Genomic DNA, 15795 nt, shown 5'->3' with positions numbered 1-15795 from the left:
TCACTCCTGCCTTGTGGTAATGATGAGTCGCCCATCTGGGCCATATATTTCACGTATTTCACTGCTGTCTGGTGTTACTGCACCTGAAGGCCCTGCTGTTGCATTTTGCTCAGTTGGCTGCCTAATGCTGATCAATGGCTTTTTATAGAGCGCATATTTAGAGATGGCAATCACTACGCGGCGACTTCTTAACTTATCTTCAACGCCATTGCCGTTAATCACCGGATAAAATCTTCCATAGCCTTCCATCACCATTCGCTGCTCTTCAACACCCTGCTCAGCTAATGCTTTTAAAACACTAATTGATCGCATTGCTGATAATTCCCAATTAGACGCGTATATCTCATTGGAAATCGTATCAGGGTCTGTATAACCTCGTAACCTCAACATATTGTTCACCGGAGCTAATACTTTAGCTATCTGCTCAATATTGCGTTTTGCACCATTTAATAAGGTGTGGCTAGCGTTGGCAAACAATAATGGTCCACTCATTTCAATGGTTAACCAGTCACCTTCTAAATCAACACTAAATGCACCAGTTTCTAATTCCGTCTGTAAAGCTGATTCTAATGACAGCTGTAACTCTTGTAAGGACTTACCTGTATAAGTTTGTGCAGGGCTAGATAGTTGCTCACTCTCAAGTTCACTGACATGACCTAAAGCAAACTCCTCTCCATCGCTGAGTAACGCGGGCCCAGTATTGTCTTTTATGTCGTTGCTACGCTTGGTTAGAATACCATTGGCGTTGGATCCACTATGCGGCGCTTCTACAAATTTGCTAGCCTGCTGGATAATTTCAATGACTTCTTGATATTTTTCTTCGTTATTCAAGGACACCGCATATAACACCACAAACAGCGCAAACATTAAGGTCATGTAATCAGCATAGGACACAGTCCAGCGATGAACATGATTACTATGTGCTTTATGTGCGTTACGTCTATGATAAATAGGCATTAATAAACGGCTCTAGCTAAATAACCGTGTAATCGACGTTCTAATAACAAACTATTTTCACCATGTGCAATGGCAATCACACCTACCATAGTCATCTCATTACATAGCGCTTTGTGTTGATAATTTAAACGTATCTTATTGGCGATCGGTAAAAACAAAAAGTTCGCAAAGGCCACACCGTAAATAGTTGCCACAAAGGCAACGGCAATGCCTTGACCTAACAACTCAGGTTGGTCCAGAAAAGCCATGGCTTGAATCAAGCCCAATACAGCACCGATAATACCAATGGTTGGACTATAACCACCCATCGCATCAAACACTTGCGCGCTACGCTCATGTTGATCCATTTCTAATTCTATCTCTTGCTCTAGGATCTGTTGTAAATCCACAGGGTCACAACCATCCACTAGCATAGCTAAGGCCATTTCTGAAAAGCTATCCAAGTCATCTGTGTTTTGCTTTTCTAAACTTAACAACCCCTCTTGTCGAGAGATCACAGACCAACGTTTTAATAAATTAATCTGTATCTCCAATAACACAGCAGGTCTAGCAAATAGGTTAACTAATTGTTTAAATGCATGCTGTAACTGTTTGAATGAAGATTGAATTAAAATTGCGCCCAGCGTGCCACCAAACACAATCAAAAAAGCTGCCAAATCAAATAGGCTACTCAAAGGGGCATCATGATAAAGCTGGGCAAAGATAATGCACACAGCAATCACAATGAAACCGAGCAGCCCAATTTTACTCATGCTTTAATTCCACCAAAATACGTTGTGCAACTTGATCTAATGCGATTGATTCAGTAGCAATGCCAGCTTTAGCAACGGCTTGAGGCATACCATAAACAACACAACTCGCTTCGTCTTGCGCCCATATTTCTGCGCCTTTGTCTTTTAGTAAACGAGCACCATCACGACCATCGGCTCCCATTCCTGTTAAAATAACGGCTAATACTTTGTTGCCATAAGACTTTGCTAAGGAGGCAAAGGTAATATCAACACTGGGTTTATAATTTAATGCTTCATTACCTTCGTGGATCTTCACTTGTCCATTAGGACCAATCAACATCTGTTTGCCTCCCGGTGCTAAATAAGCACAGCCCGGCTTTAACGTATCACCCGTTGCCGCTTCTTTTACCGATATTTTACAATTGCTATTCAATCTATCGGCAAATGCTTTAGTAAAGGTACCTGGCATATGCTGAACCAGTACAATAGGTAGTTTAAAATGAGCAGGTAAGGCAGTCAGTATTTTTTGTAATGCAACCGGTCCACCTGTTGAGGTGCCAATAGCTAATACATTGTAATTTTTCCCCGATGCTTTATGTCGCTTTAACGCAGCTGGTTTAGGTGTTAATTCATTACGCTCATTAGCTGGAGTTAAACGAGTTGCAGCAGGCTTTGCAATGCTACTTGCTGGAGTTGTTAGTGGTGTTTTGGTCGCTAGTCCTGCTTTCTTTTCCGGCACACGCATAACACGACGTTTAGCAATCTGTTGAATACGTTGCTGTAGTAAGGTAGTAGCTTCCTCTTTATCACGCGCGATATCTTCAAATTTCTTTGGTAAGAAATCACAAGCACCGGCTTCTAATGCATCTAATGTAGCGCTAGCACCTTGGTGGGTTAAGGAAGAAAACATTAAAATAGGTGTAGGTGCCACATCCATGATTTTTTGTACTGCGGTAATGCCATCCATTACCGGCATTTCAACATCCATGGTGATCACATCAGGTTTATGTTTGAGCACCATATCAATTGATTCTTTACCATTATTAGCAGTAGCGATCACTTCCAAATAAGGTGAAGCGTTGATTATTTCACTGACTCTACGACGAAAAATTCGAATCATCAACGACTAAGACTTTGATTGCCATTCACTTTTTCCTTTATGCGTAATGCTTTAATAAGCTAGGTAAATCTAAAATTAAAGCAATACCACCGTCACTAGTAATGGTTGCACCCGCCATGCCTGGTGTACCTGATAACAATTTATCTAAGGCTTTAATAACGACTTCTTCTTGTCCTAATAGTCCATCTACTACAAAGGCAACTTGTTGAATGCCTAACTGCACGATCACAACATGCCCTAAACCATCACCTTTTTCAGCACGAGGTGATTGTGGTGCAAGCCAATCTCGTAAATAAAATAGCGGCACAGCATGGTCACGAATAACCACAGTCAGTTGCCCATTAACAACATTGGTTTTAGCTAAGTCAAAGTGGAAAATTTCATTAACGTTAGTCAATGGTAAAGCAAAGGTTTGATTTGCTACTAACACCATTAAGGTCGGTAAAATAGCTAATGTTAATGGCACTTTTATCTCTAAACGAGTCCCTTTACCGATTTCAGAATCGATCGAGATAGTCCCGTTTAATTTAGTGATACTTGTTTTCACAACATCCATGCCAACACCGCGACCAGAAATATCAGATATTTCTACTTTGGTAGAGAAGCCAGGTGCAAATATTAACGAGTAAGCATCTTTATCACTCATGCGATCCGCAGCATCTTGATCCAAGATCCCTTTACCGATAGCGATTTGTTTTAATTTTTCCGCATCCATACCAGCACCATCATCTTCAATCACTAGTAAGATGTGGTCACCTTCCTGAGCGGCAGACAATAATACTCGTCCTTGCGTTTCTTTACCCGACTGCATACGTGTCTCTGGCATCTCAATACCATGGTCAACTGAGTTACGCACTAAATGCACTAAAGGATCGGCTAAAGCTTCCACTAAATTTTTATCTAAATCCGTCTCTTCGCCCACTAAATCCAAACGAATATTTTTACCAAGCTGACGAGCTAAGTCTCTGACAACACGAGGAAACTTACCGAATACTTTCTTGATCGGTTGCATACGTGTTTTCATTACTGAACCTTGTAAATCGCTAGTGACAATAGCAAGGTTAGCAACAGCACGTGAGATCTCTTCATTTTCAGAGGTTGACTCTAAACTCACTAAACGATTACGCACCAGTACTAACTCACCAACCATATTCATAATTTCATCTAATGTACTGGTATCCACACGAACCGTTTGTTCAGCTTGTGGTTTAGGCGCTTTAACGGGGGCTTTTTTATCAGCAACAGGGGCTTTAACAGCAGCACTCGGAGCCGCTTTTACTGGCTCAGCTTTTGCTACTGGTGTTGGTGCTTTAGATTGAGGCGCTTTAGATGCTGTTGCAGCAGCTTGTTCAATGACAGGTGCAGCGGTATTCATTTTACCTACACCATGTAACTCATCTAACAATGATTCAAATTCATCTTCAGTAATTTCATCAGAAACTGCTGCAGGCGCTTCAACTTTAGGCGCGCCGCCATGCGAGCCTTTACCATGAAGTTCATCTAATAAATTTTCAAACTCATCTTCACTGATTTCATTACTGCTCGTTGCCTCTACTGGTTTCTCAGATGTAGAAACAGTTGCACTATGTTTACCAGCGCCATGTAATTCATCTAATAGCGACTCAAATTCATCTTCGGTAATTTCATCACTAACAGCTTGCGCTGCTGCTGGTTTAGCAGCCACAGGAGTAGGTGAATGTTTACCGACTCCATGTAAATCATCTAATAAGCTTTCGAATTCATCTTCTGTAATTTCATCACTTACTTCCTGTGCAGGGGAATCAGCAGTAGGTTTAGCGTGTAATTCATCTAATAAACTTTCAAATTCAGCTTCATTAATATCATCAATATTATTGCTACTAGCTTCTGGAGTTTCTATAACAGGCTCAGCCACGATTGGCTCAGGAGTTTCTTCGACAATAGGCTCAGCCGTTTCGGGTTTACTTAAGCGGTGTAATGAATTCAAAATATCAGAAGAGGCTTTTTCTGCAGGCTCGCCATTTTGCACCGCAGAAAACTGTTCATTGATAATATCTAATGCGGCTAAAATGGTATCCATTAAATCAGAATCAACAGATCGGGCACCTTGGCGTAACCCATCGAATACGTTTTCTGCACCATGACAGGTTTCAACTAACTCTGTTAAAGATAGAAAACCTGCACCACCTTTTACCGTATGAAAACCACGGAAGATAGCATTAAGTAACTCTACGTCATTAGGATTGTTTTCTAATTCAACAAGCTGTTCAGAAAGTAATTCTAAAATTTCTCCTGCTTCAACCAAAAAATCCTGCAGGATCTCATCATCTACTTCAAATGTCATTTCCTAGTTCCTTTAAAATCCTAAGCTTGAAAGCAGGTCATCTACGTCATCTTGTCCATTAACAACGTCGGTACGGGATTCGGCATCAATAATTGGCCCTTCCGTTTTAATATTACTCTTGGCTTCTGCAACTACTTTTTGTTGTTCAACGGAAGAGTCTAGCTCTCTCTGTGTACTACATACTTTCAGAATAACCACTAACTTCGATTCAATCTCTTGTACTAACTCAATAACACGATTAATGATCTGTCCAGTTAAGTCTTGGAACTCTTGAGCCATTAAAATCTCACTCAATTTATCACGAAATAGATTGGCACTTTGTTTAGAGTAATTTAAAAAATCGTCAACGGAATGACACATGGATTTAAACTCACCTAACGCTAAATCACGCGTCATCAAATTACCCCAGCTTGGCATAACCTGATCTAAGTCAGTAATCAATTTGTCAGCAACAGGTAAGCAATGATCGATAGCATCCATAGTGGTGTTGGCTGCTTTATCGGTCATTTCAATAACGTAATTTAAGCGATTTTTAGCATCTGGCAGTTCATGGCCAGCTAAATCTAATAAACGCGTATCATTATGAAAACTTAATAGTGCTTCGTGTAACTCACGGGTTAATTCACCCACTTGCCCAAATAACACACTTTCTGTTGTATTAAAAAACGAAACACTTTCTACAATTTTATTAGCCTCTTCAACTTGCTCGGCTTCTAAATGTGCAACTAACGCTTTAGCTTCAGAAAGTGATAGGTGTGGCATTATTTCACTTGCCATACTTAACTCCTTAAATTAAGCCAAACGCTCAAAGATTTTGTCTAGTTTCTCTTTCAATGTACCAGCAGTAAACGGCTTGATAATGTAACCATTAACTCCTGCCTGTGCTGCTTCAATGATCTGCTCGCGTTTTGCCTCAGCAGTCACCATTAACACTGGAAGGTGTTTTAAATTAGGATCTTTACGGATCTCTTTTAATAACTGGATCCCTTCCATAATTGGCATATTCCAATCCGTCACAACAAACTCAAAGTCACCGTTTTTTAGCATAGGTAATGCCGTGTGACCATCATCTGCTTCATAGGTATTAGTGAAACCTAAATCCCTTAATAAGTTTTTAATTATTCTTCTCATTGTTGAGAAATCATCAACAATCAAAACCTTCATTTCTTTATTCAAAATATTCCCCTAGAACAACAATCTACCTATTACTATATATATGTATATATAGATAAAAATTGAAAAAAATACACTATTTTTGTTAATTATCTTTAACTAACTAACATACTGCGGGCCATTATCACCAAAATCCATTGCCAATAACTACCCATTAATAGTTAAATATTAGCAGAATTAACTTTAGATTTCAGTTTATGTAACGCTTGGCTAAGAATTTGGCTAACACGTGACTCACTCACCTCTAGAATTAACCCTATCTCTTTTAAATTTAACTCTTCATCGTAGTACAGTGATAACACCAAGGCTTCTCTTTGTGGTAGTGCCTCTATCATTTCAGCTAACTGCTGCGTAAATTGATTTTCAGCCACATCATCAAAGGTGCTATCCGCCGTTGCACTGCTTTGTGCAAACATATCATTTGGATTAGGTAAGTCTTCATAAGCCACTAATTTGGCACAATTAACATCCTGCAGCATTTTCTGATATTCACTCAGAGTAACCTGTAAATGCTTAGCGACTTCTACTTCAGTAGCGCTTTCTCCGGTCTGCTTTTCCACTTCATCAATGGCCGTTGCGATAGTGCGGCTATTTTTATGTACCGAACGTGGTACCCAATCGCCTTTACGCAGGTCATCTAACATCGCACCTCGAATACGAATACCGGCGAATGTTTCAAAGCTTGCACCTTTAGTTGCATCAAAATTACGCGCCGCTTCTAATAAACCGATCATGCCTGACTGTACTAAATCATCGACAAGTACATTGGCAGGTAATCTGGCCATTAGATGGTATGCAATTTTTTGTACTAACTCTGAATGACGACCAATCAAGTCAGTTGTATCAGATTGATATCCCTGCGCTTTAATCACTTATAAATATTCCCGCTTGGTTATTATCTATATCTGCCATTTATAAAAGTTCTTTAATACTTTCATCGTTATCGTTTAATAATAACTTCTCAATGAAAAATTCTAGATGCCCACCTGGCTGATGTGGAATAGGCCAATCACTGGCACGATTTGCTAATGCTTTAAATGCTAATGACGCTGGTGTTTTAGGAAAAGCATCCACCACGGTTTTTTGCTTTCTCACTGCTTGACGTACATTGCCATCAAAGGGAATACAAGCAACTAACTCTAACGATGCATCTAAGAAACGATCGGTAACTCGAGTAAGCTTAGTAAATAGGTCTTGCCCTTCACGTAAACTGCGTACCATGTTGGCAACAATCTTGAAGCGATACACGCCATTTTGCTTACTTAATATTTTAATCAAGGCATAAGCATCGGTGATCGATGTTGGTTCATCACATACCACCATTAATACGTCTTGCGCTGCTTGTGCAAAACTCACTACCATATTAGAAATACCGGCAGCAGTATCTATTAATAAAATATCGATAGGTGTTTGTAGGGAGCTAAAAGCTTGGATTAAACCTGCATGCTCTACATCCGTTAATTCCACCATTGATTGTGTACCAGAGGTCGCTGGAATAATCATCACCCCTTCAGGGCCATGTACAATCACTTCATCTAAGGAACATTCACCAGATAACACATGAGATAGGTTTTTAATGACTCGAATCCCTAATAATACATCGACATTTGCTAACCCTAAATCGGCATCAAGTATCATTACTCGCTTACCCATTTTTGCAAGCGATACAGCCATATTAAGCGTTACATTTGTTTTGCCTACGCCACCTTTACCGCCAGTGACTGCAATAACTTTTACTTGGTGATTTGTCATTCGTCTTAACCCGCTTGCTTGATCTGCCATCATCTTACTTACTCATTATTTAAATTAATTAAACCAACACACTAACTACTATAACACCGAAATTAATCGTCTGTATTGCTATACCATTGATGCGACTCTTCTTGTTGTTGGTTTTCCATCATTGTTAATGTATCACTAATTAAACTTTCTACTTTTGCAATTTCAATATCTTCGGGAACACGTTGCCCTGTGGTGATGTAACTAATAGGTAATGCATGTTTCATTGTCACACTTAATACTTCACCTAATCCTAGACTTTCATCAATTTTAGTTAGGATACAACCCGATAATGGAATACGTTTAAAGTGCTGTAATGCTTCTTCAACCACTCGGCGTTGCGCCGTTGAAGGAACCACTAAATAGCTTTTAATATTCACGCCACTGCTACTCATTAATGTTTCTAATTGTTCTGACAGGCGAACATCGCGTTGACCCATACCAGCAGTATCAATTAACACTAAACGCTTTTCTCTAAACTGATATAAAATTTGCGATAATTCATCCGCATCTTTAGCAACTCGCACAGCACAACCCATGATTTTACCGTAAGTGGCTAACTGTTCATGTGCGCCAATACGGTATGTATCAGTGGTGATCAAAGCAACTTGCTCTGGACCATATTTAATCGCAAATTGTGCTGCTAGCTTAGCGATTGTGGTGGTTTTCCCCACGCCTGTCGGACCTAATAAAGCAATCGCACCACCTTTTAACAAGATTTCATTTTGTCCGATAAAGATTTTATCTTGTAACAATGCTTGGATATATTGCTGAACTTCACTAGAAGAAGCGTCTTCAGGTACATAACTCGCTAAGTTATCGGCAATTTCATCGGAAAATCCAGCACTATTTAACCATTTAATGATCATCGCTCGAACCGGCTCTTTACGCTCCATCTCTTGCCACATTAAACCGGATACTTGATGCTCTAAAAGCTTACGTAATGAAGCAACTTCTTCGCTTATTTTTGCCATGCCTTTGTTATCTTGTGCACGGTTAGCTAAAGCAGCTTGTTTGATTGAGCCTTGGCGTGGCTCTTGGCGATGCCAATTTTGTTGCTCTGCTAATGTAGGTGGCTGTGTTGGAGCGGATCTCGCATTCTCTTTTTCCAACTCTTCATGGAAAGAGAATGCTGGCGGCTCTTGACGCTTCTTAGGCGCAGGCTTTTTATTTTGCTGCGCATTAACCTTACCAAAAAATGAGTTTAATGATTTTGCAAAGTCTTCACCGCTCTCTTTACGGTTACTGCGAATGCTATTAGGTAACTTAATTTTAGGCGCGCTTTTTTCAGCCCCTTTTGAAGATAGCTGAACGTTATCATCTTTCAGTTGTGACAAGCTATCCGCTTTATCAGATTTAGGCTCGGGTGCCTGAGACTGGTAATCAACCGCTGCGACTATTTCAATGCCACCCACTACTTTTTTATTCGACATGATCACAGCTTCAGGACCTAATACTTCCTTCACTTCCACCATTGCAGTACGCATGTCTTTTGCAAAAAATCGTTTAATTTTCATTGATTACAACCATTATTGCCCAACTGAGCTAATTATTTTAATTTGCTTATCATCCGGAATTTCCTGATAAGAGAGTATATGCAAACTCGGAATAGTATTTTTAACAAAACGCGCTAATGTGCCACGTAACACTCCTGATGTTAATAATACTGCCGGTTGTCCTACTAACTCTTGTTGCTGTGCAACTTCAATCAGTGAATTCTGAATACGCTCTGCTAAACCAGGCTCAATACCCGCCCCGTCAGCACCACCTGCTTGTATAGACTTATGCAGTATTTGTTCCAACTCTGAAGACAAGGTTATAACAGGGATTTCCGGCTCATTGCCAATAATTTCTTGGACTATCATGCGTTTTAGTGAAATACGGCACGCTGCTGTCAAAACTTCGGCATCTTGGCTACGTGGACCATAATCAACCAAGGTCTGTACAATAGAGCGAATATCACGAATCGCGACATTCTCATTTAACAACCCTTGCAACACTTTTACTACCGTACTTAATGACAGTACTTCGGGTACTAAGCCTTCAACAAGTTTAGGATACTTTTTAGCTAACATATCTAATAAACTTTGCGCTTCTTCATGACCTAATAACTGCGCCGCATTATTACTTAAGATCTGACTTAAATGAGTGGCAACTACAGTAGCAGTATCAACGACTGTATACCCTAAGGCTTGGGCTTGCTCGCGCTGCGCTTCATCTATCCAAACAGCCTCTAATCCAAAGGCAGGATCAATCCCAGTAATGCCTTCAATAGGCCCAAACACTTGCCCTGGATTAATTGCCATATCTTTATCATGATAAATATCAGCATGACCACAGCCTACACCCATTAATGAAATAGAGTAATGGTTAGGTGACAAATCTAAATTATCGCGAATATGTACAGGTGGGATTAAGAAACCCATCTGTTGAGATAGCTTTTTACGTACCCCTTTAATGCGATCTAATAACTGTCCACCTTGAGATTTATCTACTAATGGAATCAAGCGGTAACCAACCTCTAAGCCAATAGTATCAACACTGCGCACATCATCCCAACCTAACTCTTTGACTTCGGCTGCACCGGCTTCATTAACCGCGCCACTCTTTTGTAAAGCCAAAGCAGTTTCTTCCTGAGTTTTCAAACGCTTTAACTGCCAATAAGCACCACCAGCAGCAACGCCACCTAAAGTCAGAAAAGCGAGGTGTGGCATGCCCGGTACGATCCCCATAACCAGTAAAATACCGGCAGTGATCATTAATGCTTTTGGATCATTAAACATCTGACCCAGCATTCGATTACCCATATCTGCTTCGGTATTTTCACGGGTTACCGTGATCGCAGCTGCAATGGATAATAATAGAGAAGGGATTTGTGCAACTAAACCATCACCTATGGTCAATAAGGTGTAGATCTCTGCAGCCTCAGACAGAGGCAGATCATATTGCGCCATACCTATGATAAAACCGCCAATGATATTAATAAATAAAATCATAATACCGGCGATTGCATCACCTTTAACAAACTTACTTGCACCGTCCATTGAGCCATAAAAATCGGCTTCCATGGTGACCTCTTCACGGCGTAAACGCGCCTGATCTTGGTCAATTAACCCAGCATTTAAATCGGCATCAATGGCCATTTGTTTACCAGGCATTGCATCCAATGTAAAACGAGCACTTACCTCTGAAATTCGCCCTGCACCTTTAGTCACCACCACAAAGTTAATGATCATTAAAATGATAAAAACAATCAGGCCCACCGCCAAATTACCGCCGATCACCACTGAACCAAACGCTTCAATCACGTTACCAGCAGCGTTACCGCCTTCATGGCCTTCTAATAACACAACACGGGTTGATGCTACATTAAGTGCCAAACGCAATAAGGTCGCGATTAATAGCACGGTCGGGAAAGCAGCAAAATCTAGCGGACGCTTAGTATAGATAGATACCAATAAGACTATTAATGCTAAAGCGATATTAAAGGTGAATAGAATATCTAATAGCAATACCGGCATAGGTAAGATCACCATGCCTAATGTCGCAAGTACTAGAATTGGTGTCCCTAAGCCACCCAGTAAAGTTGCTCGTTTAGACCAAAGTGATGTGAAGATTGCGTTAATAGTGTCACCTAAAAAGAAAAATGTTAACGAATACTAAATATCCAATAGGGGTTACTCTAACCAACTAATTTAGATATTAAAAGTGGTGGATGCTCTGTATACAAGATAAGCACGCTTCAATGTGATAAATAATGACTAAATACACGTTAATCTTATTATTAAAGTGTCAAATAATTATCTTCATCTTAGTCATAAGCAAATAGAATACCAATTAATAAAGAAAGTGGAAAAGTACTTCGATAAAAGAGGGGCAGATAAGACTTAGTTCGGGTAGAGGAAATCATCTGGCACAGGAATGTCATTAGGTAAAGCTTTTGGTCGACCTGATTTGCCTTTTCTAAACTGTTCCAATTGATAGATGTAAGCTAATATTTTAGCGATCGCAATAAATAACTCTTCAGGAATATCATCACCGATTTCGGTAGTATGATAAACCGCACGACACAATTGTGGTGATTGCATCACAGGCACCTCATGCTCTCGCGCTACTTCACGAATTTTCAAAGCCATAAAGTCAACACCTTTTGCAACAACATAAGGAGGTCGGTCGCCCTCTTTATCGTACTTAAGCGCCACTGAATAATGGGTCGGGTTGGTCACAATCACATCGGCATCGGGAATATCGCCCATCATAGTTCGTTGTGACATCTCATATTGTAATTGACGAATACGTTGTTTGACTTCAGGTTTACCCTCTGAGTTTCGGAATTCATCTTTGACCTCTTGTTTGGTCATTTTTAACTCGTCATTATGCTTGTATATTTGGTAGGGCACATCAACGGCAACAATCACTAATAATGACAAACACAATAATAGAAACATCCAGCTCAGCATATCTAAGGCTTCAAAAGCACTGCCGGGTAATTGACTAACAGATAGATGTAAAATATGTTCAAAGGTCGCTGCTAAAATAGCCCAAGCAACACACATAACCACGGTGACTTTTAAAATTGACTTAATCAACTCAACCCATGCTTGCATTCCAAACATGCGTTTAAAACCAGCTTTAGGACTCATTCGGCTAAATTTAGGCATCATGGCTTTAGTACTAAATAGCATGCCACCTAATAGAGAACTACCAAGGACAGAAATAACAAATAACATCAGAAGAATAAGGAAAACAGGCAAGCCTAAACCACTCACGCCTTCCACCAGCGCATGCCACATATGATCAGGCGAATAGATATCAGCACGTTCAAAGGTAAATGCACGCTTCATCATCACAGATAATTCATAAGCGAGCCTATCACCAAATACAAACATTGATAACGCAGCAGCAATTAGCACCGACGCGGTTGCAAGTTCTTTAGAGCGGGCCACCTGCCCCTTTTCTTTAGACTTCCGGATTTTATCGGGGGTGGCCTGTTCGGATTTCTCCGTACCGTTTTCATTTTCAGCCATGTCTTAGCCTATTAATATCCAATAAAATACTAAGGTGGAGCACAAGGGTTATTAAGCATTTCGCACATACTTGTGACCCCTTCTGTCCATTGATTTTCAAAGTGCATAGGCACATTTAATAAAGTTAACCATAGTACAAATAAACCAAATACCATACTAATGGAAAAACCTAAACTGAAGATGTTTAGCTGTGGTGCTGCTTTAGTCATGATACCAAAGGATAAATTAACCAATAACATCGCCACCATAGAAGCAATCGAAAAAGCTAAAGCCGCGTGAAACATAGTAGAAAGCCAATCCGCCACATGATAATAATCTAATGCTAACAAACCACTTTCCGAAACAGGTAAAGTCGTGAAACTCTTAATGATCATTTCAATCATCAATAGGTGCCCATCCACGCCTAAAAACAGCAGGGTCACTAATAAAACATAGAACTGACCTACCACAGGAGAGCTTTCACCACTTAAAGGGTCGGCCATGGAGGCAAAACCTAAACTGGTTTGCATAGCGATGATCTGGCCTGCAATAACAAAGGTTTGGACAACAAAAACGGAAATAGTACCAATAGCAACGCCAATCAATACTTGTTGCATCACTACAATAAAACTATTTAATGAAAACAGCTCAATATTATCAGGGCCAGCAGGAATAGCAGGTAAGGCGATTAATGTAATGGTTAAGGCATAAAATAAGCGAATACGTGTCGGTAAAGTATTAGAGCCAATGGCAACCATCACCATCATCATGGCGGCAATACGGCTGAATGCCCATAGATAACTGGCAATCAGATCTAAAATAAGATCCGCCGAGAAAACCATTAGCCAACCACTTGCGGGATCTGATCAATCATGGACACAAAGAATTCCATTAATTTACCAAACCCCCAATGTGCACCAAAGGCTAACGCCACTAAGGTCATAATTAGACGAGGTAAAAAGCTTAAGGTTTGTTCGTTAATAGAGGTCGCCGCTTGGAAGATAGCCACCACTAAGCCCACTAATAAACTAGGAATGATCACTGCAGAAACAAGGATCAATACCAACCATAGCGCTTGTCTAAAAATATTAACAAAAACTTCCGGTTCCATAAGTCTCCTTACAACCCGAAACTATTAGCTAAACTGCCCATGACTAAATTCCAGCCATCCACTAATACAAATAACATCAACTTAAAGGGTAAGGAAATAATCATAGGCGATAACATCATCATACCCATCGCCATCAAGATACTGGCCACCACTAAATCAATAATCAAAAAAGGAATAAACAACATAAAACCAATTTGAAAGGCGGTTTTTAATTCACTGGTGACAAAGGCAGGAATCAATACCGTAATTGGCACCTCTTCCGGTGTATCCACTTGTACATCGGCAATTTCCATAAACATTTCAAGGTCTTTTAAACGCGTTTGCGACAGCATAAACTTCATCATCGGCTTCTTACCTTCCTCCAATGCTTGCACAATGGTCATCTCTTCATTGAGATAAGGTTGTAACGCTGTTTCATTGATGCGGTCAAACACCGGCGCCATGATAAAAAAGGTCAAAAACAACGCGATACCATTAATCACCTGATTAGAGGGAGAGCTTTGCAACCCTAATGCTTGACGAAGAATCGACATCACCACCACGATACGGGTAAAAGAGGTCATTAGTATCAGCATAGCTGGAAGAAAGCTCAATGCCGTCATAAAAGCTAAAACTTGCAGGGTAACACTGTATTCCTGGTCACCTGCGGGGCTAGTTGTCACTGTCACCGCCGATAAGGCAGTAGGGTCTGCTAATACTTGTGGCACAAACATTATTAGACTTGAGACGAATAACCAGAGTAGTTTATTCATTATTTTTCTTTCCTACTTTGGATAGTACGGTAGCAAATGCAGCTTTGAATGATGGGTTTTCAGGGATATCAGTGGTTTCTTCCTCAACGGGCTCTAATTGGTCCAGTAAATTCACTGAGTGCTCACTTACCCCTAACAAATATTGTTTACCACGCACCTCTATAATTTGTATACGGCTTTTATTGGTTAAAGCTTGTGTGGAAATCACTTTAATTGAACTATGTTGACCACCATGACGGATCAAATTGCTTTTTTTCATCAAAAATGCAAATAAGAAGATACAAGCCAGTACCAAAATCAGTGAGCCCAACATGGTACCGATCGCTAACTCTGGTCGCTTACTTGTCTCTTCTAACGCCACGGCAGGTAAGCTGACTGTTGCTACAGCAACCTGCATTATCGCAATGAGTGGCTTCATTTTAATTTTTTAATACGTTCAGTTTGGCTAATCACATCGGTTAAGCGAATACCAAATTTATCGTTCACTACCACGACTTCACCATGGGCAATCAAGGTGCCGTTTACCAACACATCCAATGGTTCGCCAGCGATTCGCTCTAACTCAACCACTGAACCTTGGTTAAGTTGTAACAAGTTACGTATATTGATTTTGCTGCGCCCTACTTCCATGGAAATAGTCACAGGGATATCGAGAATACTATCTAAACGCTCTAGCTCCTCATCACTCATTGGTTTCTTAGTATCTTTCAGCTCATCTAAATCAATACTTTTAGCCTCTGAGCTCGCCTTTTCAGATTCTTCTAATGCGGCAGCCCAATCATCAGCCATATCTTGTTCTGTACTCATTATTTACTTCCTATTATTGCATTCACAATACGATTG

Annotated in this window: 16 protein-coding genes and 1 pseudogene; 1 reads left to right on the top strand and 16 read right to left on the bottom strand. The window is 40.2% G+C overall.

All coding sequences use genetic code 11. The features are described 5' to 3' along the window. From ACLKL2_RS15390 to flhA, 10 genes and pseudogenes are all read right to left on the bottom strand, one after another. Window positions 1-957 (bottom strand): flagellar motor protein MotB, encoded by a 957-nt coding sequence (locus tag ACLKL2_RS15390; protein WP_413692389.1) that lies wholly within the window; start codon window positions 955-957, stop codon window positions 1-3. Next, window positions 957-1709: a flagellar motor protein gene (locus ACLKL2_RS15385; protein ID WP_113817991.1), complete on the bottom strand. Its 753-nt coding sequence runs from the start codon at window positions 1707-1709 to the stop codon at window positions 957-959. The genes ACLKL2_RS15390 and ACLKL2_RS15385 overlap by 1 nt, the downstream gene beginning before the upstream one ends. After that, window positions 1702-2833, bottom strand: a pseudogene (locus tag ACLKL2_RS15380) (protein-glutamate methylesterase/protein-glutamine glutaminase). Before ACLKL2_RS15380 ends, ACLKL2_RS15385 begins: the two are co-directional and overlap by 8 nt. 12 nt (window positions 2834-2845) lie before the next feature. Next, window positions 2846-5131: a chemotaxis protein CheW gene (locus ACLKL2_RS15375; protein WP_413692388.1), complete on the bottom strand. Its 2286-nt coding sequence runs from the start codon at window positions 5129-5131 to the stop codon at window positions 2846-2848. A 12-nt stretch (window positions 5132-5143) separates the two neighbouring features. After that, complete coding sequence (locus tag ACLKL2_RS15370; RefSeq protein ID WP_413692387.1) at window positions 5144-5908, bottom strand: protein phosphatase CheZ; 765 nt, start codon at window positions 5906-5908, stop codon at window positions 5144-5146. Between the two features lie 15 nt (window positions 5909-5923). Continuing rightward, a complete protein-coding gene (gene cheY, locus ACLKL2_RS15365) occupies window positions 5924-6307 on the bottom strand; it encodes a chemotaxis response regulator CheY (RefSeq protein WP_113817995.1) in 384 nt (127 codons plus the stop codon). 158 nt (window positions 6308-6465) lie between these two features. Continuing rightward, entirely contained in the window at window positions 6466-7176 is a 711-nt protein-coding gene (locus ACLKL2_RS15360; RefSeq protein WP_113817539.1) for an RNA polymerase sigma factor FliA, read from the bottom strand. Between the two features lie 40 nt (window positions 7177-7216). Continuing rightward, window positions 7217-8089, bottom strand: a complete 873-nt coding sequence (locus ACLKL2_RS15355; RefSeq protein ID WP_113817540.1) for a MinD/ParA family protein — start codon at window positions 8087-8089, stop codon at window positions 7217-7219. Between the two features lie 59 nt (window positions 8090-8148). Then, window positions 8149-9600: a flagellar biosynthesis protein FlhF gene (gene flhF, locus ACLKL2_RS15350; RefSeq protein ID WP_413692386.1), complete on the bottom strand. Its 1452-nt coding sequence runs from the start codon at window positions 9598-9600 to the stop codon at window positions 8149-8151. A gap of 12 nt (window positions 9601-9612) precedes the next feature. Beyond that, complete coding sequence (flhA, locus tag ACLKL2_RS15345) at window positions 9613-11664, bottom strand: flagellar biosynthesis protein FlhA (protein ID WP_413694344.1); 2052 nt, start codon at window positions 11662-11664, stop codon at window positions 9613-9615. On the opposite strand from flhA, the gene ACLKL2_RS15340 reads away from it, so the two are divergent. Continuing rightward, the gene (locus ACLKL2_RS15340) at window positions 11618-11746 is read left to right on the top strand and encodes a hypothetical protein (protein ID WP_258546809.1); all 129 of its coding nucleotides are present in this window, start codon (window positions 11618-11620) and stop codon (window positions 11744-11746) included. The genes flhA and ACLKL2_RS15340 overlap by 47 nt on opposite strands. Window positions 11747-11970: 224 nt before the next feature. Here the strand turns inward: ACLKL2_RS15340 and flhB are convergent, their stop codons facing one another. The 6 genes from flhB to fliN are packed head-to-tail and all read right to left on the bottom strand — an operon-like array spanning window position 11971 to window position 15759. Next, entirely contained in the window at window positions 11971-13110 is a 1140-nt protein-coding gene (flhB, locus tag ACLKL2_RS15335; RefSeq protein ID WP_413692385.1) for a flagellar biosynthesis protein FlhB, read from the bottom strand. Between the two features lie 29 nt (window positions 13111-13139). Continuing rightward, window positions 13140-13931, bottom strand: coding sequence for a flagellar biosynthetic protein FliR (fliR, locus tag ACLKL2_RS15330; protein ID WP_113817544.1), 792 nt, complete (start codon window positions 13929-13931; stop codon window positions 13140-13142). Continuing rightward, complete coding sequence (gene fliQ, locus ACLKL2_RS15325; RefSeq protein ID WP_113817545.1) at window positions 13931-14200, bottom strand: flagellar biosynthesis protein FliQ; 270 nt, start codon at window positions 14198-14200, stop codon at window positions 13931-13933. Before fliQ ends, fliR begins: the two co-directional genes overlap by 1 nt. Before the next feature lie 8 nt (window positions 14201-14208). Next, entirely contained in the window at window positions 14209-14913 is a 705-nt protein-coding gene (gene fliP / locus ACLKL2_RS15320) for a flagellar type III secretion system pore protein FliP (RefSeq protein WP_413694343.1), read from the bottom strand. A gap of 31 nt (window positions 14914-14944) precedes the next feature. Continuing rightward, complete coding sequence (gene fliO, locus ACLKL2_RS15315) at window positions 14945-15370, bottom strand: flagellar biosynthetic protein FliO (protein WP_413692384.1); 426 nt, start codon at window positions 15368-15370, stop codon at window positions 14945-14947. After that, window positions 15367-15759: a flagellar motor switch protein FliN gene (gene fliN / locus ACLKL2_RS15310; protein WP_113817547.1), complete on the bottom strand. Its 393-nt coding sequence runs from the start codon at window positions 15757-15759 to the stop codon at window positions 15367-15369. The genes fliO and fliN overlap by 4 nt, the downstream gene beginning before the upstream one ends. Between the last annotated feature and the right edge of the window lie 36 nt (window positions 15760-15795).

This window comes from Psychromonas sp. KJ10-2 (assembly GCF_047323255.1).
Classification (GTDB): domain Bacteria; phylum Pseudomonadota; class Gammaproteobacteria; order Enterobacterales; family Psychromonadaceae; genus Psychromonas.
This window is presented reverse-complemented; position numbering and strand designations above follow the sequence as displayed.